The sequence below is a fragment of the Micromonospora sp. NPDC048835 genome, from assembly GCF_040649995.1.
In the GTDB taxonomy this organism is placed as follows: Bacteria; Actinomycetota; Actinomycetes; order Mycobacteriales; family Micromonosporaceae; genus Micromonospora.
The window spans coordinates 519,095-541,885 of sequence record NZ_JBEZGM010000001.1; the positions used below are offsets into that span (position 1 = coordinate 519,095).

The 22,791-nt window shown below is 72.0% G+C and carries 21 protein-coding genes; 16 read left to right on the forward strand and 5 right to left on the reverse strand.

Features of this window, described 5'->3' with window-relative positions; all coding sequences use genetic code 11:
- Positions 1-410: 410 nt before the first annotated feature.
- The 12 genes from AB0C15_RS02175 (at position 411) to AB0C15_RS02230 (ending at position 14,272) form a co-directional block, all read left to right on the forward strand.
- Entirely contained in the window at positions 411-1,190 is a 780-nt protein-coding gene (locus tag AB0C15_RS02175; RefSeq protein ID WP_357347767.1) for a hypothetical protein, read from the forward strand.
- A 121-nt stretch (positions 1,191-1,311) separates the two neighbouring features.
- The gene (locus AB0C15_RS02180; protein WP_357347769.1) at positions 1,312-1,665 is read left to right on the forward strand and encodes a hypothetical protein; all 354 of its coding nucleotides are present in this window, start codon (positions 1,312-1,314) and stop codon (positions 1,663-1,665) included.
- Positions 1,662-4,163, forward strand: coding sequence for a hypothetical protein (locus AB0C15_RS02185; protein WP_357347771.1), 2,502 nt, complete (start codon positions 1,662-1,664; stop codon positions 4,161-4,163). The genes AB0C15_RS02180 and AB0C15_RS02185 overlap by 4 nt, the downstream gene beginning before the upstream one ends.
- 178 nt (positions 4,164-4,341) lie before the next feature.
- On the forward strand, positions 4,342-5,103 hold the full coding sequence (locus tag AB0C15_RS02190; RefSeq protein ID WP_357347773.1) for a DeoR/GlpR family DNA-binding transcription regulator: 762 nt from the start codon (positions 4,342-4,344) through the stop codon (positions 5,101-5,103).
- A 13-nt stretch (positions 5,104-5,116) separates the two neighbouring features.
- Positions 5,117-6,025: a 1-phosphofructokinase gene (gene pfkB, locus AB0C15_RS02195; protein WP_357347775.1), complete on the forward strand. Its 909-nt coding sequence runs from the start codon at positions 5,117-5,119 to the stop codon at positions 6,023-6,025.
- 58 nt (positions 6,026-6,083) lie between these two features.
- The gene (locus tag AB0C15_RS02200; RefSeq protein WP_357347777.1) at positions 6,084-7,262 is read left to right on the forward strand and encodes a PTS mannitol transporter subunit IICB; all 1,179 of its coding nucleotides are present in this window, start codon (positions 6,084-6,086) and stop codon (positions 7,260-7,262) included.
- Positions 7,263-7,266: 4 nt separating this feature from the next.
- A complete protein-coding gene (locus AB0C15_RS02205; protein ID WP_179779917.1) occupies positions 7,267-7,575 on the forward strand; it encodes a PTS lactose transporter subunit IIB in 309 nt (102 codons plus the stop codon).
- On the forward strand, positions 7,568-8,002 hold the full coding sequence (locus tag AB0C15_RS02210; RefSeq protein WP_357347779.1) for a PTS sugar transporter subunit IIA: 435 nt from the start codon (positions 7,568-7,570) through the stop codon (positions 8,000-8,002). Before AB0C15_RS02205 ends, AB0C15_RS02210 begins: the two co-directional genes overlap by 8 nt.
- Positions 7,999-9,039, forward strand: a complete 1,041-nt coding sequence (locus tag AB0C15_RS02215; protein ID WP_357347781.1) for a zinc-dependent dehydrogenase — start codon at positions 7,999-8,001, stop codon at positions 9,037-9,039. The genes AB0C15_RS02210 and AB0C15_RS02215 overlap by 4 nt, the downstream gene beginning before the upstream one ends.
- Before the next feature lie 9 nt (positions 9,040-9,048).
- Entirely contained in the window at positions 9,049-9,324 is a 276-nt protein-coding gene (locus AB0C15_RS02220; protein WP_357347783.1) for an HPr family phosphocarrier protein, read from the forward strand.
- Complete coding sequence (gene ptsP, locus AB0C15_RS02225) at positions 9,317-10,990, forward strand: phosphoenolpyruvate--protein phosphotransferase (protein WP_357347785.1); 1,674 nt, start codon at positions 9,317-9,319, stop codon at positions 10,988-10,990. The genes AB0C15_RS02220 and ptsP overlap by 8 nt, the downstream gene beginning before the upstream one ends.
- 129 nt (positions 10,991-11,119) lie before the next feature.
- Positions 11,120-14,272, forward strand: coding sequence for a BTAD domain-containing putative transcriptional regulator (locus AB0C15_RS02230; RefSeq protein ID WP_357347787.1), 3,153 nt, complete (start codon positions 11,120-11,122; stop codon positions 14,270-14,272).
- A gap of 21 nt (positions 14,273-14,293) precedes the next feature.
- On the opposite strand, the gene AB0C15_RS02235 is transcribed toward AB0C15_RS02230, so the two are convergent.
- On the reverse strand, positions 14,294-15,190 hold the full coding sequence (locus AB0C15_RS02235; protein ID WP_357347789.1) for a hypothetical protein: 897 nt from the start codon (positions 15,188-15,190) through the stop codon (positions 14,294-14,296).
- 193 nt (positions 15,191-15,383) lie between these two features.
- Here AB0C15_RS02235 and AB0C15_RS02240 point away from each other — a divergent pair, with 193 nt between their 5' ends.
- Together AB0C15_RS02240 and AB0C15_RS02245 are read left to right on the forward strand one after the other, a co-directional pair.
- Positions 15,384-15,893, forward strand: coding sequence for a hypothetical protein (locus AB0C15_RS02240; protein WP_357347791.1), 510 nt, complete (start codon positions 15,384-15,386; stop codon positions 15,891-15,893).
- A gap of 167 nt (positions 15,894-16,060) precedes the next feature.
- Positions 16,061-17,263, forward strand: coding sequence for a low temperature requirement protein A (locus tag AB0C15_RS02245; protein WP_357347793.1), 1,203 nt, complete (start codon positions 16,061-16,063; stop codon positions 17,261-17,263).
- Between the two features lie 26 nt (positions 17,264-17,289).
- Here AB0C15_RS02245 and AB0C15_RS02250 read toward each other — a convergent pair whose 3' ends face one another.
- On the reverse strand, positions 17,290-17,820 hold the full coding sequence (locus AB0C15_RS02250) for a YfbM family protein (protein ID WP_357347795.1): 531 nt from the start codon (positions 17,818-17,820) through the stop codon (positions 17,290-17,292).
- 241 nt (positions 17,821-18,061) lie between these two features.
- On the opposite strand from AB0C15_RS02250, the gene AB0C15_RS02255 reads away from it, so the two are divergent.
- A complete protein-coding gene (locus AB0C15_RS02255) occupies positions 18,062-18,814 on the forward strand; it encodes an SDR family oxidoreductase (RefSeq protein ID WP_357347797.1) in 753 nt (250 codons plus the stop codon).
- 11 nt (positions 18,815-18,825) lie between these two features.
- On the opposite strand, the gene AB0C15_RS02260 is transcribed toward AB0C15_RS02255, so the two are convergent.
- Positions 18,826-20,271: a PLP-dependent aminotransferase family protein gene (locus tag AB0C15_RS02260; protein ID WP_357347799.1), complete on the reverse strand. Its 1,446-nt coding sequence runs from the start codon at positions 20,269-20,271 to the stop codon at positions 18,826-18,828.
- Between the two features lie 123 nt (positions 20,272-20,394).
- On the opposite strand from AB0C15_RS02260, the gene AB0C15_RS02265 reads away from it, so the two are divergent.
- A complete protein-coding gene (locus AB0C15_RS02265; RefSeq protein WP_357347801.1) occupies positions 20,395-21,207 on the forward strand; it encodes an MBL fold metallo-hydrolase in 813 nt (270 codons plus the stop codon).
- A gap of 40 nt (positions 21,208-21,247) precedes the next feature.
- On the opposite strand, the gene AB0C15_RS02270 is transcribed toward AB0C15_RS02265, so the two are convergent.
- Together AB0C15_RS02270 and AB0C15_RS02275 are read right to left on the reverse strand one after the other, a co-directional pair.
- Positions 21,248-21,838 carry a hypothetical protein gene (locus tag AB0C15_RS02270; protein ID WP_357347803.1) on the reverse strand — a complete coding sequence of 197 codons (591 nt, stop codon included), beginning with the start codon at positions 21,836-21,838 and terminating at the stop codon, positions 21,248-21,250.
- A gap of 52 nt (positions 21,839-21,890) precedes the next feature.
- The gene (locus AB0C15_RS02275; protein ID WP_357347805.1) at positions 21,891-22,691 is read right to left on the reverse strand and encodes a helix-turn-helix transcriptional regulator; all 801 of its coding nucleotides are present in this window, start codon (positions 22,689-22,691) and stop codon (positions 21,891-21,893) included.
- Positions 22,692-22,791 lie beyond the last annotated feature (100 nt).

Sequence of the window (22,791 nt, forward strand, 5' to 3'; positions counted from 1 at the left end):
GGGCCGGGGTCGCCGGTGGCGGCCCCGGCCTTCGGCCGCCCCGGAAAGCACATCCCTGGCCTACCCCACGGCAGCGACGTCAGTCGATATTGCTGGAACGGCCACGGATGTGCTGGAATGGCTCCCATCGCCGCAGCACGGGGGCAACCGTGCTGGCAACGGGCAGCACGGGAGCAGCGCACTGCCGGCACAGCACCACGTCGGCGGACGTGCGCGCATCGCCGGGCCATCTCCACGACGACGGGCAGGTGTCTGTCGTACGTGCTCCGACAGGTATTCCCGCGACGCCGAAGAACCCCGCTCCTCACCACCTCACCGGACCGTGATCGGCGGAGCGGTGAGCAGCGGTAGCGGTGTCCGGGAAGGTATGCCGGCCCCGCCCACGCGGCAGGGGCCCAACATCATGGAGGATGACCATGCGCCGTTTCCTCGCGGTGTGCACCGCCGCCCTGATCCTCGGCACCACTGCCGGCAGCATCCCGGCCGCCGCGTCCGGTGCCTCCTCGCGCTCGTGCACCCGTGGCCTGCTCTTCTGTGAAGACTTCGAGCGGTTGCCGCGCGGCGGCGCCAGCACACTGGACTGGGGCGTCGACACCCGCAACGGCACGCTCACCGTCGAGCGGGCCCGTCACGGCAACCAGGTGCTGCACATCCACACGGTCGACAACGGTCGCGCCTTCCTGCGCGTCGACGACTTCGCCGCGCCGGGCAACCGTTTCTACGGCCGGATGCGGCTGCGCGTCGACGCGTTCCCGACCGCCCCCGACTGGGCGCACTTCACCCTGGTGGAGGCGACCGGCACCGGCAGCTCGGAGGTCGTCCGTCCGGTCGGTGGTCAGTACGCGCCGACCGTCCCGGGCATCTTCTGGGGTGTGGGCGCGGACGGCGGCCCGACCGGCGACTGGACCAACTGGCGCGAGTCCGCCCCGGTCACGGAGGACACCTGGCAGTGCGTCGAGTGGAAGCTCGACCCGACGGACAACCGCGTGACGACGTGGATCGACGGCGTGCCGAACCCGGAACTGAGCGCCTCCACGACCGAGCACGGCGGCAACGACGTGCCCTTCATCCTCCCGACGGTCAACACGGTGAAGGTCGGCTGGCAGCTCTACCAGGGCGGCACCACGCCCGGTGAGTTCGACCTCTGGATCGACGACATCGCCCTCTCTACCCGGAGGCTCGGCTGCTGAAGCCGTACCCAGGTCACGGCGGCCCACCACCCGGGGCCGCCGTGACCTGCCCGTCCGCTGGACGACAGGGGCCGCCGACAAACGCTGGCGCATTGCTTGACGCGCACGTCACGATGACACTATGAAGCCAAGTCGTCACGTGGTGCTGGTGGTGTCGGGTCTGCTGGTCGCCGTGCTGGCTACCGCCTTCGTCGTCCTGGGGTGGGACTCGGCCGACCGGATCGCGACCGCGGTGTCCGCGTTGGCGGCGCTTGCCGGTGTCGGGGTTGCCCTGTGGGCCGCGCTCCCGACAGCCCAGTCCGGAGTTCACGTCGGGCAGACGGGGACGACGCGGGCCCGGGGTACCGGTTACGCCAACTCGGGCATCGACGCCCCGGCCGGCGACGCCACGCCGATGGAGGTCCACCGCACCGGGGACGCCACGGCCGGCGACGGTGCACAGGCGATCAGCGGAATCGTTCGTCGCCCCCGATGACCCGCGATCACTCCGACGGCCCCGCCCCGCGCGGGTACGCCCTCACCAACACCGGCGACGCCTGGGCGGACGCCTCGGGCAGCATCGCCATCACCGGCTTCGTCGACGGTGACGTGACCCTCGGGCTGCCGCGCTATCGACTCACCGCCCTGGCCGACGAGGCGCCACGCCCGGCGGAGACCCTGCGCCTCGCCGAGCTGCTCGACGCACGACACCGGGTGGTCCCGTTCCTCGGCCGCGACGGGGAGCAGCGGCGGCTACAGGCGTGGTTGACCCCCAAGCACACCCGGACCGACCAGGCGGTGCAGCTGATCCACGCCCCGGGTGGCCAGGGGAAGACACGCCTGGCCGACCAGTTCGCGGACACCGCCCGCAGGGCCGGCTGGGAGGTGCTGCGGGGCAACCGTGATCCAGGCGAGCCGAACCGTTCCACGGTAGGTGGTCCGCGCCCCTCCACCGCCGGGCTCCTGGTGCTCGTCGACTACGGCGACTGGTGGCCCGCCGGCGACCTGCGGGCGCTCTTCACCGACCCGCAACTGCACCGCGAGGGCCCGGTCCGGGTGGTGGTGCTGGCCCGGTCGGTGGGGTACTGGTGGCAGGCGTTGCGGCACTGGCTGCGGGTCACCATGCGGATGGCCGTCGACGAGTTCGAGCTGGCCCCGTTGGCGCCCAACCCGGTGGCCAGGGAACAGCTCTTCCGCACCGCCGCCACCCGATTCGCCGCGCTCGTCCCGCACGCCCGACTCGATGCGGTGCGCGTACCGGAATTGACCGACCCGGCCTACGGGGCGGCGCTGAGCCTTCAACTGGCCGCGCTGGTCGCGGTGGCGGTCAGCCACGATCGGACTCTCCGGGCGCCGTCCACGTTGGTGGACATGTACGGATACCTGCTGGACCGGGAGGTCGGGCACTGGCAGCAGTTGCTGGCCGGGGCGGTCGTCACCAGCGCACCGGAGCGGCTCGACCGCGCCGTTCTCACCGCGGTGCTGGCCGGTCCCGTCCCGTACGGTCTGGGTCAGCCGGTCCTGGACTGCGCCGGTGTGGGCGGTGATCCGGGCAGGGTGTCGGAACTCCTGGCCGACCACTCGACCTGCTACCCACCCAGGGAGCCCGGGTGGGTGCTGGAGCCGTTGCAGCCCGACCGGCTCAGGGAGGCGTACCTGGCGCTGGCGCTTCCCGGTCACGCGTGGTCCTCGTACGCTCCGAGGCCCTGGGCGGTCGAGGTCGTCCGCGCACTGCTGCGCGGTACCGGCATGCCTTGCGCGCAGGCGGCCCGGGTCAGGGCTGCCACGCTCACGGTGCTCGTCGAGGTCGCGGCCGGCTGGCCGCACGTGGCCGCCACGGTGCTCCTCCCGCTCCTCCGGGACGATCCGGCGCTCGCCACCGCCGCCGGCGGGGCGGTGCTCACGAAGATCGTCGACCTGCCGGACGTCGAGGTCGGACTGCTGGCGCGGATCGAGCCCTTCCTGCCACCCCGACGTCATGTCGACTTCGACAACGTGGCACGCGAGGTGGTGGCCCGACTCACCGTGGAGGGCCTGGCCCGCGACCCGGACCCGGTCGAGCGGGCCCGGTTGCACATCGCGTACGGGCGCCGGTTGGCACATGTCGGCGACCGCGAGGCGGCGCTGGAGCAGGCAGATCTTGCCGTCGCGGCCGGCGAGGCCGCGGTTGCCGGCACCGCCTCGCCGGAGAGGGCCGCGCTGCTCGCCCTGGCGCTGCACCTGCGGGCGCACCGACTCGCCGCGCTGACCCGCTTCTCCGCGGCGTTGGCGAGTGCGCGGCGGGCCGTGGACCTGCTCACCCCACTCGCGCAGGGGCCGGGCGACGAGGCCGAGTCGTTCCGGTGGGCGCTCGCGGAGGCGCTGGACAATCTCGCCCTGCGGTTGTCGCACGTCAAGCAGCACGAGAAGGCCGAGGTGACAGGTCGACGGGCGGTCGAGTTGTTCACCGGTGGGCCGCGGTCGGCCCGCCGTGAGCGGGGTCTCGCCGGGGCGCTCACCAACCTGGCGGTGATCGAGGCACACCGGGGCCACGGCGCGCAGGCGCTGGCGACGGTCCGTGCCGCAGAGCGGATCTGGCGCCAGCTCAGCCACGACGAGCCGTCGGTGTACCGGCCCGAACTGGCACTCACGTTGAACACGGTCGGCCTGCGCCACGCCGAGCTGGGGCAGCTGGACGCCGCGGTGACGGCGGCCGAGGAGTCGGTGGTCATCTACCGCGACCTCGTCCGGGCCAACGCGGTGGCTTTCGAGCTCGACCTCGCCGCCGTGCTGGCGAACCTGAGCGGATACCTCTGGGAGTTGGGTCGGCGCGCCGAGGCGTTCCAGTACAACGCCGAGGCCGAGGAGGTCTTCGGCCGCTGGGGCGGGGCGAACCCGCAGGCGTTCTCCCTGCACCTGCGCCACCTTCGGGAGAACATCGCGGCGATGCGGGCCAAGCAGTCTCCGGTCGACCTGCGCCGCTGGGAGCTGGGCGCGCAGTCGTTCAACAGCTGACGACGTACCTCGCGCACCCGTACCGGACGCCAGACGAGGCCGCGGTGGCGCGACCCGGTTGATACCCGATCGCCCTACCGACCACGGTCCTATGTGGGTTTCTGTGGTCTGTCTCTTGACTTGCCCTGCAGTCGGGCGTAAACAAAGTAGAAGCAAAATGAAACGGCGGTGAAACAACATGTACGCCGAAGAGCGGCAGCAGGAGATCCTCCGCCTCGCCCGGGACGTGGGCCGGGTCGAGGTGGCTGGCCTGGCCGACGGGTTCAACGTCACGTCGGAGACGATCCGCCGCGATCTCACCATCCTGGAGCGGGCCGGGGTGCTGCGCCGGGTCCACGGTGGAGCGATCCCGGTCGAGCGGCTCGGGTTCGAGCCTGCGCTGGCGGCGCGGGACGCGGTGCTCATCGAGGAGAAGGAGCGCATCGCCAAGCTCGCCCTGAACGAGGTGCCGGAGGAGGGCGCGATCATCCTCGACGCCGGCACCACCACCGCCCGACTGGCCCGACTGCTGCCGGTCGACCGAGAGTTGACCGTCGTGGTCAACTCGCCGGTCATCGCCACGACCCTCGGCACCCATGCCAACCTCAACGTCCTGCTGTTGGGTGGACGGGTCCGTGGGAAGACCCTCGCGACCGTCGACGACTGGGCGCTGTCACCGCTGGCGAACCTCTACGTCGACGTCGCATTCCTCGGAACCAACGGCATCTCGGTCGAGCGCGGGCTGACCACCCCGGACCCGGCCGAGGCGGCGGTGAAGCGGGCGATGGTCCGGGCGGCCCGCCGCACGGTGGTGGTCGCCGATCACACCAAGCTCGGCAACGACTACCTGGCCCGCTTCGCCGAGCTGGCCGACGTCGACCTGCTCGTCACCGACAGCCGTGCCGACCTCGACCTGGTCGGTGACCTGGACTCCGCGGGCGTCCGGGTGGTACGCGCATGAGAGCCGGCCGGGCATGATCGTCACCGTCACCCTCAACCCCAGCCTCGACCGGGCCGTGGAGGTCGACTCGCTCACCCGGGGGAAGGTCATCCGGGCCGCCGCAGCCCACCTCGACCCCGGTGGCAAGGGCGTCAACGTGTCCCGTGCCCTGCTGGCCAACGGCGTGCCGTCGGTAGCGGTGGTGCCCTCCGGCGGTGACGAGGGCAACCAGCTCATCCGCCTCCTCGAGGCCGAGGGTGTGGAGGTCCTCGCCGTGTCGATCTCCGGAAGGACCCGTTCCAACATCACCCTGGCCGAGCCCGACGGCACGGTCACCAAAATCAACGAGCCGGGTCCGGCCATGTACCGGGCCGAGTTCGACGGGGTGATCGATCGGGTGCTCGCCAACGCCAGCGGTGCCGACTGGGTCGTGCTGTGCGGCAGCGTCCCGCCCGGCCTGCCCGCCGATGCCTACGCCCAGGTGTGCCGGAAGCTGCGCGCCGCAGGCGTCAGGGTCGCCGTCGACACCAGCGGTCCCGCTCTGCGCGAGGCGGCCCTGGCCGGGGCGACCCTACTCAAACCCAACCGCGAGGAACTGGCCGACGTGGTCGGCGCCCCGCTGACGGGCCTCGACGATGTGGTCGACGCCGCGCAGCGCCTGCGGGCGTGGGGAGCGGGCACCGTCGTGGTCAGCCTCGGCGCTGACGGCGCTGTCCTGGTCGACGCCGGAGGCGTCCACACCGGCACCTGTCCCGTTTCCCGGCCCCGTAGCACCGTCGGTGCAGGCGACGCGCTCCTCGCCGGGTTCCTCGCTGCCGGCGCAGAGGGTGCCGCCGCCCTCGCCGAGGGCCTGGCCTGGGGCGCCGCCGCGGTGAGCCTGCCCGGCAGCCGGATGCCCGGCCCCGCAGACCTGTTCCGCCACGACGTCACCATCCACACCTGATCGGACGAGCTTATTCCCCCTGCGGCCGTCTGGACCGCCCTCAAGAAGGAGATACCCCGTGACCTCCTCCTCCTACACACCAGAGGTAAAGGGCCAGGGCCTCAGAGCCACAGTGCAGCGACTCGGCGGCTACCTGGCCGCGATGGTCATGCCCAACATCGGCGCGTTCATCGCCTGGGGCCTGATCACCGCGCTGTTCATCCCGACCGGCTGGACCCCCAACGCGACCCTTGCCGAACTGGTCGGCCCGATGATCAGCATCCTGCTACCGGTGCTCATCGGCTACACCGGCGGCCGGCTGGTCCACGGCCAGCGCGGTGCCGTCGTGGGCGCGGTGGCCACCATGGGTCTCGTCGTCGGCGCGGACGTGCCGATGATCCTCGGTGCGATGATCATTGGGCCACTCACGGCCTATGTCCTCAAGCTGTTCGACGGCCTGGTCGAGGACAAGATCCGCCCCGGCTTCGAAATGCTCGTCGACAACTTCAGTGCCGGCATCATCGGCGCCGCCATGGCCATCGGCGGCGTCTACGGCATCGGCCCGGTGGTCGAATGGCTCACCAAGCAGGCCGGCTCGGGCGTCGACTGGCTGGTCGGCAAGGACCTGCTGCCGCTGACCTCGGTGCTCGTCGAACCCGCCAAGGTGCTCTTCCTCAACAACGCCATCAACCACGGCGTGTTCGGCCCGCTGGGCATTGCCGAGGCGGCCGACAAGGGCAAGTCGATCCTGTTCATGATCGAGTCGAACCCCGGCCCGGGCCTCGGTCTGCTGCTCGCCTTCATGGTCTTCGGCCCCCGCGCGCTGCGCCCCAGCGCCCCGGCCGCGATCATCGTGCAGTTCCTCGGCGGCATCCACGAGATCTACTTCCCGTACGTACTGATGAAGCCGAAGCTGATCCTCGCCATGATCGCCGGGGGCGCGGCCGGCGTCGGCACCTTCGTGATCACCGGCGCGGGCCTGGTCGCCACCCCCTCTCCGGGCAGCATCTTCGCCTACCTCGCCGTCACCCCCAAGGGCGGTCACGTCGGGGTCGTTCTCGGCGTCGTGATCGCCGCCGCCGTCACCTTCGCGGTCGCGTCCGCCCTGCTCGGCTTCGGGCGCGGCGAGCCCGCCGCGGACGCCGTCGGCCCGGACGAGGAGACGGTCGTCCGCCCAGCTCAAGAGAGTGCGGTCGACCCCGACACCGCTGTCGACCCCGACACCACCCCGAGCACGTCGGCGAAGCAGGAGGTCTGACCCCATGTCCACAATCAACGGCACCGAGATCAAGAAGGTGGTCGTCGCGTGCGACGCCGGCATGGGCAGCAGCGTGATGCTGGCGAGCCAACTTCGGCGGCAACTGGCGAAGAACGCGGTGACCGTCGAGCACACGCCGGTCAACTCGATCCCGGCGGACGCGGACGTGGTCATCTGCCACCAGGGGCTCGCCGCGCGGGCCCGGGTCAGCGCGCCCGACACGGTGATCGTGCCGATCCAGGTGTTCATCGGCGACCCGGCCGTCACCAGGGTCGTGAACGCGGTGCAGCGCGGTGGTGAGCTGAGTGGCTGAGCTGCTGGCCCGTGACGCGATCCGGCTCGACGAGCGGGCCGGGTCGCGGGACGAGGCGATCAGCCGTTGCGGCGCGGTACTCGTCGAGGTCGGCGCGGTCACCCCGGCGTACGTCGACGCGATGCTGGCCCGCGAGCAGAGCGTCTCCACGTACGTCGGGGAGGGCGTCGCCATCCCGCACGGCACGCTCGCGAGCAAGGAGTCGGTCCAGCGCGACGCCCTCGCGGTGCTGCGTTTCCCCGACGGCGTCGACTGGGACGGGTTCGACGTGCGGGTCTGCGTCGCCATCGCCGCGGCCGGTGACGGGCACGTGGACATCCTGGCCCAGCTCGCCTCGGTGCTGGTGGACCCGGCGCAGGCGCAGCGGCTACGGGGGGCGACGAGCGCCGATGACGTGATCACCATTCTTGAAGGGAAGCCCTCGTGAAGGTTGTCCGATTTCACGCACCCGGTGACGTCCGCTTCGAGGACGCGCCCGAGCCGACGCCGGGCCCCGCCGAGGTGAAGATCCGCGTCCGGGCCTGTTCCACCTGCGGCACCGACGTGAAGATCTCCCGCTTCGGCCACCACCACATCGCCCCGACGCGTGTGATGGGCCACGAGATCGCCGGCGAGATCACCGAAGTCGGTGGCGACGTCGCGGGCTGGCGAGTAGGGGACCGGGTCCAGGTCATCGCCGCCATCCCCTGCGGCGAGTGCGCCGAGTGCCGGCGCGGCCGGATGACGGTGTGCCCCAATCAGGTGTCGATGGGATACCACTTCGACGGCGGGTTCGCCGAGCACCTGATCGTGCCGCACAACGTCCTCGCCGTCGACGGGCTCAACCGGATCCCCGAGGGGCTCAGCTTCGCCGAGGCGTCCGTCGCCGAGCCCCTCGCCTGTGTGCTCAACGGGCAGACCCTCGCCGGTGTGGGGGAGGGCGACGATGTGGTCGTCGTCGGCTCCGGCCCGATCGGCTGCCTGCACGTCCGTCTGGCCCGGGCGCGCGGCGCGGCCCGGGTGTTCCTCATCGACCTCAACCGGGAACGCCTCGATCTGGCCGCCGACCTCGTGCAGCCGGACGCGGCGATCTGCGGCGCCGAGACCGACGTCGTCGACGCCGTTCTCAAGCTCACCGAGGGCCGGGGCGCCGACGTCGTCATCACCGCCACGGCCGCCGGTGTCGCCCAGGAGCAGGCGGTGCAGATGTCCGCGCGGCAGGGCCGGATCAGCTTCTTCGGCGGCCTGCCGAAGGACAAGCCGGTCATCTCCCTGGACTCCAACCTCGTGCACTACCGCGAGCTGACCATCGTCGGTGCCAACGGTTCCAGCCCGCAGCACAACAAGGAAGCGCTGCGACTCATCGCCGACGGCTTCGTGCCGGTCGCCGACCTCATCACCCACCGACTGCCGCTGGACCGTGCCCTCGACGCCTTCGGCATCGTGGCGCGCGGTGAAGCGATCAAGGTGACGATCGAACCCTAGGAGGATCAGTTGTTCAGCAGAACAGTCCTCGTCGGCTCCGCCAGCGGCTTGCACGCCCGCCCTGCGGCGCTGTTCGTCGCCGAGGCGGCGAAGCAGCCGGTGCCGGTCACCATCCGTACCGGCGACAGGAAGCCGGTGCCGGCCCGCAGCATGCTCGCCGTGCTGTCGCTCGGTGCCAAGAAGGGCACCGAGGTGACCCTGGAGGCCGACGGCGACGACGCGCAGGCAGCCGTCGACGCCCTGGCCGACCTCCTCGAACGTGACCTGGACGCCGTCGATGCGTGAACTGCGGGGGATCGGGGCCAGCCCCGGTGGTGCGGCGGGGCCGGTCCACCGGTTGGCCCCGCCTCCGGCCCTGCCGCCAGCGGTGCAGAACCCCGATCCCGAAGCCGAGAAGGCGACCGCGCGGGCGGCGGTCGACGCCGTCGCCGCCGACCTGACCCGTCGCGCCGACGCCACACCGGACGCGACCGCCGCCGAGGTCCTGCGCGCACAGGTCATGATGGTGCAGGACGAGACGCTCATCGATGCGGCCGACGTCGCCATCGACGGCGGCGCGGACGCTCCGCACGCGATCACCGACGTGCTCGCCGAGCACCGGGCCGCCTTCGAGGCCGCCGGCGGGTACCTGGCCGAGCGGGTCAGCGACCTCGACGACCTGCGGGACCGCCTGGTCGCGGCGTGCCTGGGGCTGCCCATGCCGGGCCTGCCGGACCCCGGGCACCCGTACCTGCTCATCGCCGGTGACCTGGCGCCCGCCGACACCGCCGGCCTCGAACCTGCCCTGGTGCTGGGTTTGATCACGGCCGAGGGTGGGCCGACAAGCCACACCGCGATCCTGGCCCGGACACTCGGTATCCCGGCCGTGGTGCGCTGCGCTGGCATCCTGGACCTGCCCGACGGCGCGCTTGCCAGTCTCGACGGGGCAAGTGGCGTCGTGGTGGCCGGCGTCTCCGCCGAAACGGTGACCGCCGTCAACGCGGACCGGTTCGCCGAGATCGAACGACGCGCCCGCTCCCACGGCCCCGGGCGGACCGCGGACGGCCATCCCGTCGCGCTGCTGGCCAACATCGGCTCCGCCCGTGACCTCACCGGCGAGGTGGAGGGCGTCGGCCTGTTCCGCACCGAACTGCTCTACCTCGACCGCGGCGACCCTCCGTCGCACGAGGAGCAGGTCGCCGCGTACGGCGACGTCTTCGCCGCGCTACCCGGTCGCAAGATCGTCGTGCGTACCCTCGACGCCGGCGCCGACAAGCCGTTGCCGTTCCTGCGTCTGGCCGAGGAGCCCAACCCTGCGCTGGGCATCCGCGGCCTGCGGGTCGCGCGGCAGACACCCTCCGTACTCACCACGCAGTTGAACGCGATCGCGGCGGCGGCTGCGACGGCCGACGCCGACGTGTGGGTGATGGCGCCGATGGTCGCCACGGCGGCGGAGGCGGCCACGTTCACGCAGGCCTGCCGCGAGCACGGTCTGCCGACCGCCGGCGTGATGATCGAGGTGCCGGCCGCGGCCCTGCGCGCTGGCCAGCTCCTGAGCCACGCCGACTTCCTCAGCGTCGGCACCAACGACCTCAGCCAGTACACATTCGCCGCTGACCGGATGTGCGGCGACCTCGCTGACCTGCTCGACCCGTGGCAGCCCGCGCTGATCGCGCTCCTCGCCTCCTGCGCGGCAGCCGGCGTCGCGGCGGGCAAGCCAGTCGGTGTGTGTGGAGAGTCCGCCGCGGATCCCGACTTCGCCCTGGTCCTTGCGGGCCTGGGCATCACCAGCCTGTCCATGGCACCGCGCAGCATCCCGGCGGTGCGCGAGTCCCTGGCCCGGCACACACGTGACGAGTGCCGCCGGATCGCCGAGGCGGCCCTGGCCGCCGCCAGCCCGCAGGCGGCCCGGGCGGCGGCGGCCACCGTCTCGGTCCACCTCCGGGGCGGCGACGGCGGGTCCGTGCGGTGAGCTGAATCGGGTACGCGACCGACCGGGGCCTTGCCTCACCGAACGCCACAGGTGAACCCTTGGTTCACGGGCGCCGAACCACCCGTCCGGGATTCGTGCGGCACGGCCGGAGGGAATGCGGTGCATCCGTTGCGGGCAGGTCACCAGCGGGGGATCTGCTGCGTGGTGGCCGCCGCCGGTTACGGCAAGACCACCGCGCTGCGCCGCTGGTTCCCCCCAGCCGGCGCCCGTTGGTGCCGGGGGGACGAGGCACCAGTGCGTCAGCTCGTCGCCGACGCCGCAGCGGCCGGCGAACGGCTGATCGTGGTCGACGACCTGCCGCCGACCTCGGCGGAGCAGTTGCACCTGCTGCTCGACGAGGTCGGGCGACGGGCGGACGACATCAGAGTCGTCCTCGCCTCGCGGTGGCCGCCGCCGGCACCGGCCACCCGCTTTCTCGGCAGTGGCCTCTGGACCGAGCTGGGCCCGGCCGACCTGGCGCTCTCCCCGGAACGGATCGCCGACCTGATCACCGAGGAGTACGGCCTCTCCGCACCGGACCTCGCCGACCGGGTGTACGCGGCGACCGGCGGTTGGCCGGCGCTCGTGCACCTGTCCGCCGAGACCCTGCGGCTGGGTGGGGTGCCGCCCGGGCCGCTCGCTCCGATCCTCAGCGAGCCCGGTGGGCCGATCGCGCGGTACATCGCCGACGAGGTGCTCGCCGCGCTGCCGGCCGAGGCGACCCGGCTGCTCCGCCAGGTCGGCTCGCTGGCGCCGGTGAGCGTGGAGCTGTGCCGCGCGCTCGGTCATCGCGGCGCCCCGCGCATCGTCGACCGGCTACGCCGCACCGGTCTGCTGACCCGGCCGGCCTGGGCGGCAGCCGGGCCGGGCGCACCGGCGCCCGAGGAGCACCTCGTGCCGATCGTTGTCGAGACCGCCCGGCACGGGCACCGACCGCCGACCGCCGACCAGGTCCGCGACACGTCCGCCGCGGCCGCTGCCTGGTACGACGAGCACGGGCCGCCGGTCGCCGCGGCCCGGGAGTACCTGCGGGCCGGTGACCACACGGCGGCCGCCCGGGTGCTCGACGCACACGGCGACCGGATGATCGCGGCGGGTCGGTCCCTCGCGGTGACCGAGCTGGTCGGCGCGCTGCCCGAACGGCATCGCAGCCGGCGCGTGCGCCTGCTGCTCGGCGACGCGTTGCGCACCCTCGGCGACCTGGGCGCGGCCACCCGCGAGTACGACGCCGCCGCCGAGGAGGCCTGGGACGCCGGCCTGACCTGGCGGCTGGGTCGCATCCACTACCAGCGGGGTGACGCGCGGGCGGCCCTGGCGATCCTCGACCAGCCGCCCGCCCGGTCCACCCCGCCCGTCGACCGGGCGCTGCTGCTCGCCTGGACCGCACACGCGCACCTGCTGGCCGGCGACACCGAGGCCGCCACCGGCTGCGCGCGGCGGGCACTGGCCGCCGCGACCAGCGCCGGGCAGGACGATGTGCTGGCCACGACCCACCTCAGCGTCGCCCTGTGCCTCAGCGTGGCCGGCGACGTCGCGGGCAGCGAGGAACACTTCACCCTGGCGTTGCCGATCGCGGAACGCACAGGTGACGTCCTGCTGCTCACCCGGATCCACACCAACCGCACACACCAGTTCCTCCGCACCGGCCGGTACGCCGAGGCCCTGACGATGGCCGAGCGGTCCGCCCGGTACGCCGCGCTCGCGGGTGCGCCCAGCCTGCGCGCCATCGCGACGAGCAACCAGGCGGAGGCGCTGGCGATGCTCGGCCGGTACGACGAGGCGGTGCAGCGGTACGAGGCGGCGCTGGCGTTCTACCAGCAGAAGGGCTCCCGACGGTTCACCCACGCGCTGCTCGGACTGGCCGAGCTGTACCGCCGGCGAGGCTGGCGCGAGCAGGCGTGCGCCGCGTACGAGGAGACGATCCGGGTCACCGAGGAGACCGGCAACGCGCACGTGCTCGTGCCCGCGCTCGCCGGGCTGGCGTTGGTACGACTCGACGACGACGTGTCGGCCGCGGCGCGGCACGCCGACCGGGCCGCCGGGGACGTCCCGCACGAGATCGTCGTGCCGGCGCTACTGGCGCAGGGTTGGGTCGCGCTGCGGATGGCCGCGCCCGACCGGGCCACCACGCTCGCCGGCGAGGCGGCCCGCATCGCGCGCGCCCAGGGCGACCTGGCCGGGCTGGCCGACGCGCTCGAACTGCGGGCCGCGGCCGAGCAGGACCTCGGGCGGGCCCGCGAGGCGCTGCGCGAGGCGTACGCGATATGGGCGCGGGCCGGTGCGGCGGTCGAGGCGGCCCGGCTGCTCGTCGTCCGCGGGCGGTTGCCCGGGGCCCACATCGACGACCGGCTGGCCGGGCTGCTCGCGGCCGAACAGGTCGCCCTCGCCGGCGCCCTGGTCGACCGGACGGGCAGCTCCGGCGAGCGGACGCCCGGCGGGCCGGTCTACCAGCGGGTCGTGATCAGGGCCCTCGGGCGGTTCGAGGTGCACCTCGACGGCCACCCGGTGCCGGCCTCCCAGTGGCAGTCCCGCAAGGCGCGTGACCTGGTGCGGATCCTCGTCGCCCGGCGTGGCCGACCGGTTCCCCGAGGTGAGCTGTGCGAACTGCTCTGGCCGGACGACGACCCGGATCGCACCGGCCACCGGCTGTCGGTCCTGCTCTCGATCGTCCGCGGGGTGCTCGACCCGACGAAGACGTTCGCCCCCGACCACTTCCTCGTCGCCGACCAGGCGTGCATCGCGCTCGACGTCAACCGCCTGCGGGTGGACGTCGAGGAGTTCCTCGCGCACGTCGCGCACGCGCGCCGGCTGCTCGAACGCGGAGCCCTGGCGGAGGGGCGGACGGTTCTGCTGTCCGCCGACCGGCAGTACCGTGCCGACGCGTTCGAGGACGAGCCGTACGCCGACTGGTCCGGCCCGCTGCGCGAGGAGACCCGGGCGGCATACCTCGGCATGCTGCGCATGCTGGCCCAGGTCAGCCGGGCCACGGCGGGTCCGTCGGCGGCGGTGGCGTACCTGCTGCGGTTGTTGGAGCGGGATGCGTACGACCAGTCGGCGCACCGGGCGTTGGTGCGCGCCCTGGTCGCCGGCGGCCAGCACGGTGAGGCACGTCGGGCCCTCGCCCGGTACCGCGAGGCGATGCGGTCCATCGGCGTGCACCCGCCGGACGAGCTGATCCTCGCGCCCGCCCACCCGGTCCGGCAGCCGCAGGCCGTCGACCGCCGCGGTTCGCCGGCCACCGCCAACGGTCGGAAGCGTACGACCCCCGACTGCGGGCGTTGACCGGCGGCGACCGGTGGCCGGTCAGTGGAAGGCGGCCAGCTCGACGCCGGCGACGGTCACCGAGCCCTCGCCGTCTCCCTCCGCGCCGGCCCGAGCGGCGGCCGCCCCCGGCAACTGGCTGGCCTGGACGGCCTCGGCACCCGCCTGGCGCAGGGTCGGGCTGGGCACGAGCGCGCTGAGGAAGAACTCTCCCGCGCCCGTCACCCGGCCACCGACGCCGTACACGTGGGTCCCCGGCCCGGAATGGGCGGTGACGACCGTCTTCGGCCAGGTGTCGTCGAGGCCGCTGGCGGCCTCGACGCGGACGCCGGGCGGCCCGGTCGGCTGGGTCGGCTCCTTGCAGACCCCGACGGCGGTCAGACCCGCCGGGGCGGCGGTGCCGCCCGCGTGCACCCGGACCGTCCGCAGCCCGGGGCCGAACGTGACCTCGTCGACGTACGTCTGGTCCACGTCGCCTTCCAAACGGAAGCCGGTGCCGACCAACCTGGTGCTGTCCGGGCAGCTCACCTCCGCCGTCGACGCCGATCCGACGGTGGCCGTCGCCCGCACCGGTGGGCTACTCGACGTGTCGCACGTGGCGTAGGCCACCACCGACCACGCGCCCACGTGCCCCGTCCGCGCCGTCGCGGTGACGGTCACCGTGGTCAGCTCCGCGTCGGGCTCCATCGCGGTCAGCACGACACCGCCGTTCCCGTTCACGATCCGGGCGCCCGACCCGAAGACCGACCGCGCCCCCGGGCAGGTCACGGTGACGACCTTGCTGGCGCCACCGTCGTTCTCGCTGACCTCCTCGACCCGCACCGGTGCGAACCCTCCCGCCTGAGCGGGCCGGTCCGGTGGGACCGCCCCGGCCGCCGTACCCAGCGCGACGGCGACCGCGCCCGCCACCGTCCGTCGTGCGATGTCCTCCGTGCGCATGACGCTCCCTCACTCTCGCCGGCCCGCGCGGGTCGGGAAACACCATCGTCCGGGCGGACCTCAGGGTGGCGTCATGGTGCGTCAGCGCCGAACCGCGCCCCTGAGCGGATCGTGACGTGACCCTGAGGCCCCTGCCGAGACTCGATCTCAGACGCCGCGACGTGACCGCGGCGCGATCGAGGAGGAAGAAGACATGCGAATCAGCAGAACGGCGGCCCGGCTCCTGGTACTGCCCGTGGTGTGCGCAATCGCGCTGATCGGGGCGAGCCCGGCGCAGGCCGCGGTGCAGCGCACGGACCGGTTCTCCATCACCCAGCCGCACTTCGACTTCGGCGACGGCGACCTGGGCAACATCTCCGGAGATCCCAAGGCCGACGGCCGGCTGGAGTGGGATCTCGTCAACGGCGCCTGGGAGCCGCGGCTGCTCGGGCGGATCTACGTCAACAACGCCTCCGGCGAGTGCGTCCGGGTCCAGATGGTCGTCACCTACCAGAACGGCGTGGTGGTGCCCTACACCGACAGCGTGTCGGACTTCTGCGCCCCGAACGGGAAGACCTGGTACAACGACGTCGACTTCCGCCCGGTCAGCTCGATGTACGTGGCGAGCGTCGTGGTCAGGTTGCAGAGCGCGCCGGCGGGCGGTTGGTCGTTCTCGACCGAGGGAGCCTCCGCGCCGTACTTCGCGCCGTGGTGGCTGCCGTAGGCGTACCCGGTCAGGCAGGACGTTCGGCTGGGACACCCACCCAGCCGAACGTCGTGCGTGGGCGGGCGCCGGGAGGGCACCGTCGTCACGGTAACGACCTCGGAGACCCCTGCGGCGTGGTATCAATTCCCGGAGGAGGACCGAAACCGGCGAAATCGGGCGGCCGTATGTCAACGAGGGCGACAGCGCTGCTGCGTAAGCCGGGGCAACCGGAGCGGCCGAGCCTCCTCGAGCTCTTCTTCGACCTGGTGTTCGTCTTCGCCCTGAACCGGGTGTCCCACCGGCTGGTCGAGGACCTCACCGAGCGGCGGGCGGTCGTCACCGATGGGAGCGAGACGCTGCTGCTGCTGTTGGCGTTCCTCGTTCTCTGGTTCGTCACGGCGTGGGTCACCGACATCTACGACGCGCAGGCGCCGCAGCTTCAGGCGCTTGTCTACGTGGCGATGCTCGGGGCGATGGCCATGGCGGTCACGGTGCCCCGGGCGTTCGGCGACGGCAGCCTGGCGTTCGCCGGCGCCTACGTCGCCGTCCACATCATTCGGGGCCTCATCATCGTGCCGGCGCTGCGCGGTCACCCGGCCCAGCGCCGAGCCGCCGGGGTGCTCCTCTGGTTCTCACTGTCCGCAGTCCCGTGGATCGCCGGGGCGATTCTGCCGGACCCGGCGCGTGGGCTGCTGTGGGCGCTCGCCATCGTCATCGACGGCACGGCGCTGCTGCTCTTCTACCCCGCCCCGTGGACCCTTGCCACCCCGCAGCAGTGGCCGGTCTCCGCGGAGTACATCTCCGAGCGGTACCGGCAGTTCTTCATCATCGCGCTCGGCGAGCTCATTCTGACGACCGGCTCGGCCTACAGTGACACCTCGTTCCGGCAGGCCGGAGCCATCGCGGCCTTCGCCGTCTCGTTCGCCACCACCGTGCTGCTCTTCCGGGTCTACGTCTTCAAGGTGGGCCAACTCTTGCCCGAGGCGCTCGCCGGAGCGCGCGAACCAGCGCGCCTCATCCGGGAGGCGTTCATCGCGCACGTCCTCATGGTCACGGGCATCGTCGCGGTCGCCGTCGGCTTCGAGATCGTGATCAGGCACCCGTTCGGGCACACCGACGTGGCCTGGACCGTCGCCATCCTCGGCGGGCCGATCCTGTTCCTGATCGGGCGTGCCCTGGTGGAGCACGCGGTGTTCGCCCGGGTCTCGCGGTCCCGGATCATCGGCGCGCTCGTGCTCGTGGGGGTCTCGCCCGCCATGACCCTTGTGCCGCCACTGACGGTGGCCGTCGTGGCCGTCCTCGTCCTGGCTGGTATCGCCATCTCGGACATGATGCGCAGCCGAGCCAACCCCGCCGAGCGGCCTGCCGTGCCCCGCCCGGAACGGTGAGGAGAGGGTGCGGGCTCAGCCGTCGATCAGTCAAGCCAGCAGATCACCGCGGCACCATCCCTGGCCGCCGCGGCGAAGAAGTTCTGGACGCCTGGCAGATAGTGGGCCACCCAGGCAAGGGCACCGGGTCTGTCCCAGGTGTCGGGGTAGACGTCGGCGCGGGTCAACTCCTGCGGGTCGACGCCCCGGATGAGGCCCTCTTCGGTGAGCGCGGCCAGTCGCGAGGCCGCCGTCGCCACCTGGACCGGCGTCAGGTACGAGGGCGGCCCGTAACCCCAGTCGTCGTCGAGGTCCTCCAGGAAGTCGTACATCTCGTCGCTGTCGGGCTCGACGTCCGGCAGCTCCACGAACCGCTCCGCGCCGAGCACCAGCGGAATGTCGAAGCCGAGCCGATCGAGGAGGAATTCGAGCCCTTGCCACGCCTTGTCGGTGGCAGCCCACCGGTCGGAGTGGTCGTCCCGTTCCTGCATGGCAAGCTCGTAGGCCCAGTCGAGGTCGCTCTTGGCCTGCTCGAGTTCGCCCGGCGAGACGCGTAGCCAGTTGCCGTTGATGCTCACCGCGCGAGCCTAGATGTCGGCTACGACATTGTGATCGACTCGGGTTCCTGATGTCGGCCCCTCGCGCTCTCCCGAGGGTACGGCCAAACACGCCGACCCCACGGGCGTGGCCTCATACGGTTACTGTGCGTGGCTATTGCCGAGGTATGCTTGCTTGTACAAGCAATTATGGGCGAGGTTCGACGAGAGGTTGGTCGTCCCGGCGTCCATGGACATAGCACTAATAACGGGAGGTAGCGACATGAATCGTCTTGAGGGACGCGCTGCACTGGTCACCGGCTCGACAAGCGGCATCGGGCGCGGTGTGGCAGAGGCGATGGCCCGGGAGGGCGCCATCGTCATCGTGACCGGACTCGGCCCGGAGAGCGGAGCCCAGGTAGTCGACGGAATCACCGCGGAGGGCGGTGTCGCCCACTACGTAGAGGCCGACCTCTCCGCCGGTGGCTCCGAGATCCGCCGCCTCGCGCAGGAGGCGACGGCCCTGGCGGGTCGGCCGATCGACATCCTGGTCAACAACGCGGCCTTTCTCGTGCCGCCCCACCCGATGACGGAGTCGACCGACGAGCAGATCGACCGGGTGCTGGAGGTCAACATCAAGGCACCGTTCCTGCTGACGGCGGCCCTGGTCCCCGGCATGGTGGAGCAGGGCGGTGGCTCTGTGATCAACATGGGTTCGATCGGCGGCGTCGAGGGAATCAAATTCACCTCGCTGTACGGTGCCAGTAAGGCCGCTCTGCACTCGCTGACCAGGTCGTGGGCCGCGGAGTTGGCCGCCGACGGTGTGCGGGTGAACACCGTCGCCCCTGGACCCACCCTCACCGAGTCGAACGAAGACCTCCGTTCGCTCCTGGAGAAGATCGCCGAGGGCAACCCGGACCGGCGGACGGGCACCGTGCAGGACACCGCCGCGGCGGTGATCTTCCTTGCCAGCGCGGACGCGGCACACATCCACGGCGTCCTCCTCCCCGTGGACGGCGGAGCCCTCGCGGTCTGACCCGGGCCCGTTCACCGTCGCGCCGCGGCCAGTCGGCCCAGCACGCCGATCCCCTCGCGGATCTGCCGAATGGTCACATTCCCGAACCCGATGACAAGTGCGGGGGGAAAGGGGTCGCGGGGAGCCCCGTCGTCGGGTGTGACCCGGTAGTCGCTGACTCCCCGCACGGCGACGCCTGCCGCGCGTGCGTGGGCGACGGCGTGCTCCTCGTCCACCCCGGGCGGCAACCGGAGCAGGGCGTGGTGACCGGCGTCGAGACCGGTGATCGTCGCTCCCGCTATGCTCTCGGCCACGGCCGACACGAGGGTGTCGCGGCGTTGGCGGTAGCTGACCCGGACCTTGCGCAGGTGCCGGTCGAAACGGCCGGTCTGGATGAGACGTGCCAGAGCCGCCTGGTCGAGGTGGGGAACGCCACGGCAGGAGAGACGCTTCTCGGTCAGGATGTCGGCGCGGAATCGTGGCGGGGCGAAGACCCAACCGATGCGGAGGGCCGGCGCCAGGGTCTTGCTCACCGATCCCAGTGCCACCACCCGCTCAGGGGCGAGGCCCTGGAGCGAACCGACCGGCTGCCGGTCGTAGCGGAACTCGACGTCGTAGTCGTCCTCGACGATCACCCCGTCCACCTCGTGCGCCCACTGCACCAGTTCGTGGCGGCGGGCCGGGCTCAGCACCGCCCCGGTCGGGCACTGGTGGGCGGGCGTCAGCAGCACGGCCCGAGCGCCCGTCGCGCGCAGGCGGTCCACCCGGATACCGTCCGCGTCGACGGGGACGGCCGAGACCCGCAGGCCGGCCCGTCGGGCGATCTGGTCGTGGTCGCCCGGACCCGGGTCCTCCAGGCCGATCCACTCGATGCCGTGGCCGGCGAGAGCGCTGAGGACGAAGGTCAACCCCTGGCGGAATCCCGCCACGACGATCGTGTGGGCGGCATCGACGGACCCCGCCCGTACCCGCCGGTGGTAGCCGGCCAGGACGGCGCGGAGCTGCGGGTCTCCCTCCACAGCCCCGTCGCCGAGGTCGGCGGTCCGCATCGTCCTGATGGCATCGCCGAGCGCCCACAGCCAGTCGCGCGTGCAGAAAGCCCGTAGGTCGGGTACGCCGTAACCGAAATCGATGTGCGGCACCGGGCCCAGGCGCGCGGAGTCCACCTCGACAGCGTCGGACGGTGTGGAGGTGACCGCCGCGGTCACCGAGTCGGCGACCCGGGTGCCCGACCCGACGGTGGTGACGACGTACCCCTCGGCCAGCAACTGCTCGTACGCCGAGACCACCAGGCCGCGGGACACGCCCAGCTGGTCGGCCAGCTGACGGGAAGAGGGCAGACGTTCGCCGGAGCGCACCCGCCCGGACCGGATGGCGCTTCGCAGTGTGTCCTGGACCTGACGCCCCAACGGCACGTCGGCGGACCGGTCCACGTCGAGCGCGAGCTCCGGCACCGGCCCGGAGAAGTCGACCGTCACGCGCCGACCCTAACGCGCTGACCGACCAATTGGTCCATCCACGGGTGGGTTGAATGGACCTTCGCAACGGACCGCTTTCGACAGACGCTTGGCGCTCGGCGCTACGACGAGAAGGAGACACCCGTGCTGACACAGGTCGCGGAAGGTGTGCTGATCCACCAGAGCGAACTGCTCCAGAACAACGCCGTCGTCGTGCGGGGCCGGGCCGGGGCGTTGCTCGTCGATCCCGGGATCACCGACGACGAGATGCGCTGCCTCGCGTCCGACCTGTCCGATACGGGGCAGCACCCGGTCGCGGGTTTCGCGACCCACCCGGACTGGGATCACGTGCTCTGGCACGGCGAGTTCGGTGACGTGCCCCGGTACGGCACGGCTCGCTGTGCGGATGTCATGAGGGAGGTGCGATCCCGCGCGGACTGGAGAGCCCACGCCGCGGCGGGTCTGCCGCCGGAGATCGCCCAGGAGACACCGCTGGATCTGTTCGGCCTCATCACCGCTCTGCCCGCCGGAACCACGCACGTCCCCTGGGACGGCCCTGAGGTCCGGGTCATCGAACATCCGGCGCACTCCCCGGGCCACGCGGCACTCCTGATCGAGGATCGGGGTGTCCTCGTGGCCGGCGACATGCTGTCCGACATCTTCATTCCGATGCTCGACGACGTCGACGGCGCCAATGACCCGATCGAGGAGTACCTCACGGGGCTGAGTCTGCTTGAGGGCGTGGCGGACAGAGTCGATGTCCTCGTGCCGGGCCACGGGTCGGTCGCCGGTGCGGACCAGATACGCGTACGGATCGCGCAGGACCGCGCCTACCTGCACGCGCTGCGAGACGGCCGTGCTCCCGACGACCCGCGGATCGGTCCATCGGCTCCGCCTGGCTGGGAATGGGTGAGCGACATCCACGCCGGGCAGGCCCAGCGCCTCGCCGAACGGTAGGCGCGCCCGGGGAGTCGTCCCAGCACGGCTGGTGGACGACTTACCGAAGGCCGGCGGGCGGAGCCGCGTGAAGGCCCTGGCCACGCTCGATGTGCAAGCCGGCCTGGGCGATGAACCGCGCGGCGTGTGGCAGCACGGGGTGCGAGCCGACCGCGCTCACCGCCATCCGGCGAATGACCCGGTTGAGCGTGCCGGAGGCGCGGGTGACCGCCGCCCAGTTCCACGCGACGGGATCACCGAGTCGTGGCAGGGTCGTCGCCCACGCCGCGGCACGTTTCTCCGTGTTGTGGTTGGTGCGACTCCACCGCAACTGCTGCGCCCCGAAGGGCCCGCCGTAGTGGAGCTGGATGAGACCCCAGCCTTCGCAGCAGTACCGGAACGTCTTGTCGGCACAGACGCCCGGAAGAAAGTCGATCCGCCTGGTCGTGGGCTCCGGCCCGGACCCGACGACGAACAACGCCAGGCTTCGCCCCCGTGGGCCGTCGGGCACCTCAGCGGCGGCTCGAAACTCTCGCAGCTCGCGGTCCGGCTCCGAGTCGGACTCGAAGACACGGAACATCCCACGATCGAAGATGGCCTCGAGGACCGCGGTCCAGTCGTCGCCCGCGGCGTAGAAGACCAGGTTCGGCACCGACCCAGTATCCCCGCCCGGGGCGACACGACCCCGGCGTCAGCCGGCCCGGTCAACCGAGTCGGTCCAGCTTCTCGCGGGCGGTGGTGTCGGGCCGAGGCGTGAGGACAACGACGCGAAGGTCGGTGTCCTGAGTCGCCAGTACGCTGGCGTCGAGGGGGATGGCGCCGACTTCCGGGTGTACGGCGGTCTTGTGCGCGCTGTCATGATTGGCCACCGCGCGCAGCGCCCAGAGGCGGCGGAACCTGTCGTTCCCGGCCATGCGCTCGACAAGCGCCGCAACGTCGGGGTCGTTGGGGTAGCGGGCGCTGGTGGCACGGAGGTCGGCCACCAACGACTGCTCGAAGTAGGCACGCTCGGTGTCGGTCTGGCGGACGCGAGCGTTTCGGGACTCGAACTGGACGATCAGGGCGTTGCGATCCTCGGCGGCCGCACCGGTGGGGTCGCCGAAGACGGCCGCGAAGAGTGCGTTCCAGTGCAGAAGCCGCCACACGGCGTCGTAGACGGCCACCGGGGTGCCGCTGAGGTGGTCGATCACGCGGTGCAGGCTGCTGGGGATCAGGCAGGGTATCCGGTCCGGGGCCGGGGCGAAGCCGGCGAGGCGCATCAGGTGCGCCTCCTCCTCGTCGGAGAGCCGTAACGCGCGGGCGAGGGCGGCGCACACCTGCGCCGATGGAGTCCCGGCCCGGCCCTGTTCCAGGCGTGCGACATATTCGGGGGAGATGCCGGCCAGTGTCGCCAGCTCGCCGCGTCGTAGTCCGGCGACGCGGCGGGGGGATGCGTTCGCGAGGCCGACCGCGGCCGGCTCGGTACGGTCCCGCCAGACCCGCAGGGCAGCTCCGAGGTCACTCATGACCACATGATCCGCCATCGTCGTCGGAGCTGGGTGGTACCAGCGGTACGCGGAAGATCTGTGCCTTCCACCGCGCCGCCCCGCCCCGCACGATGGGGAT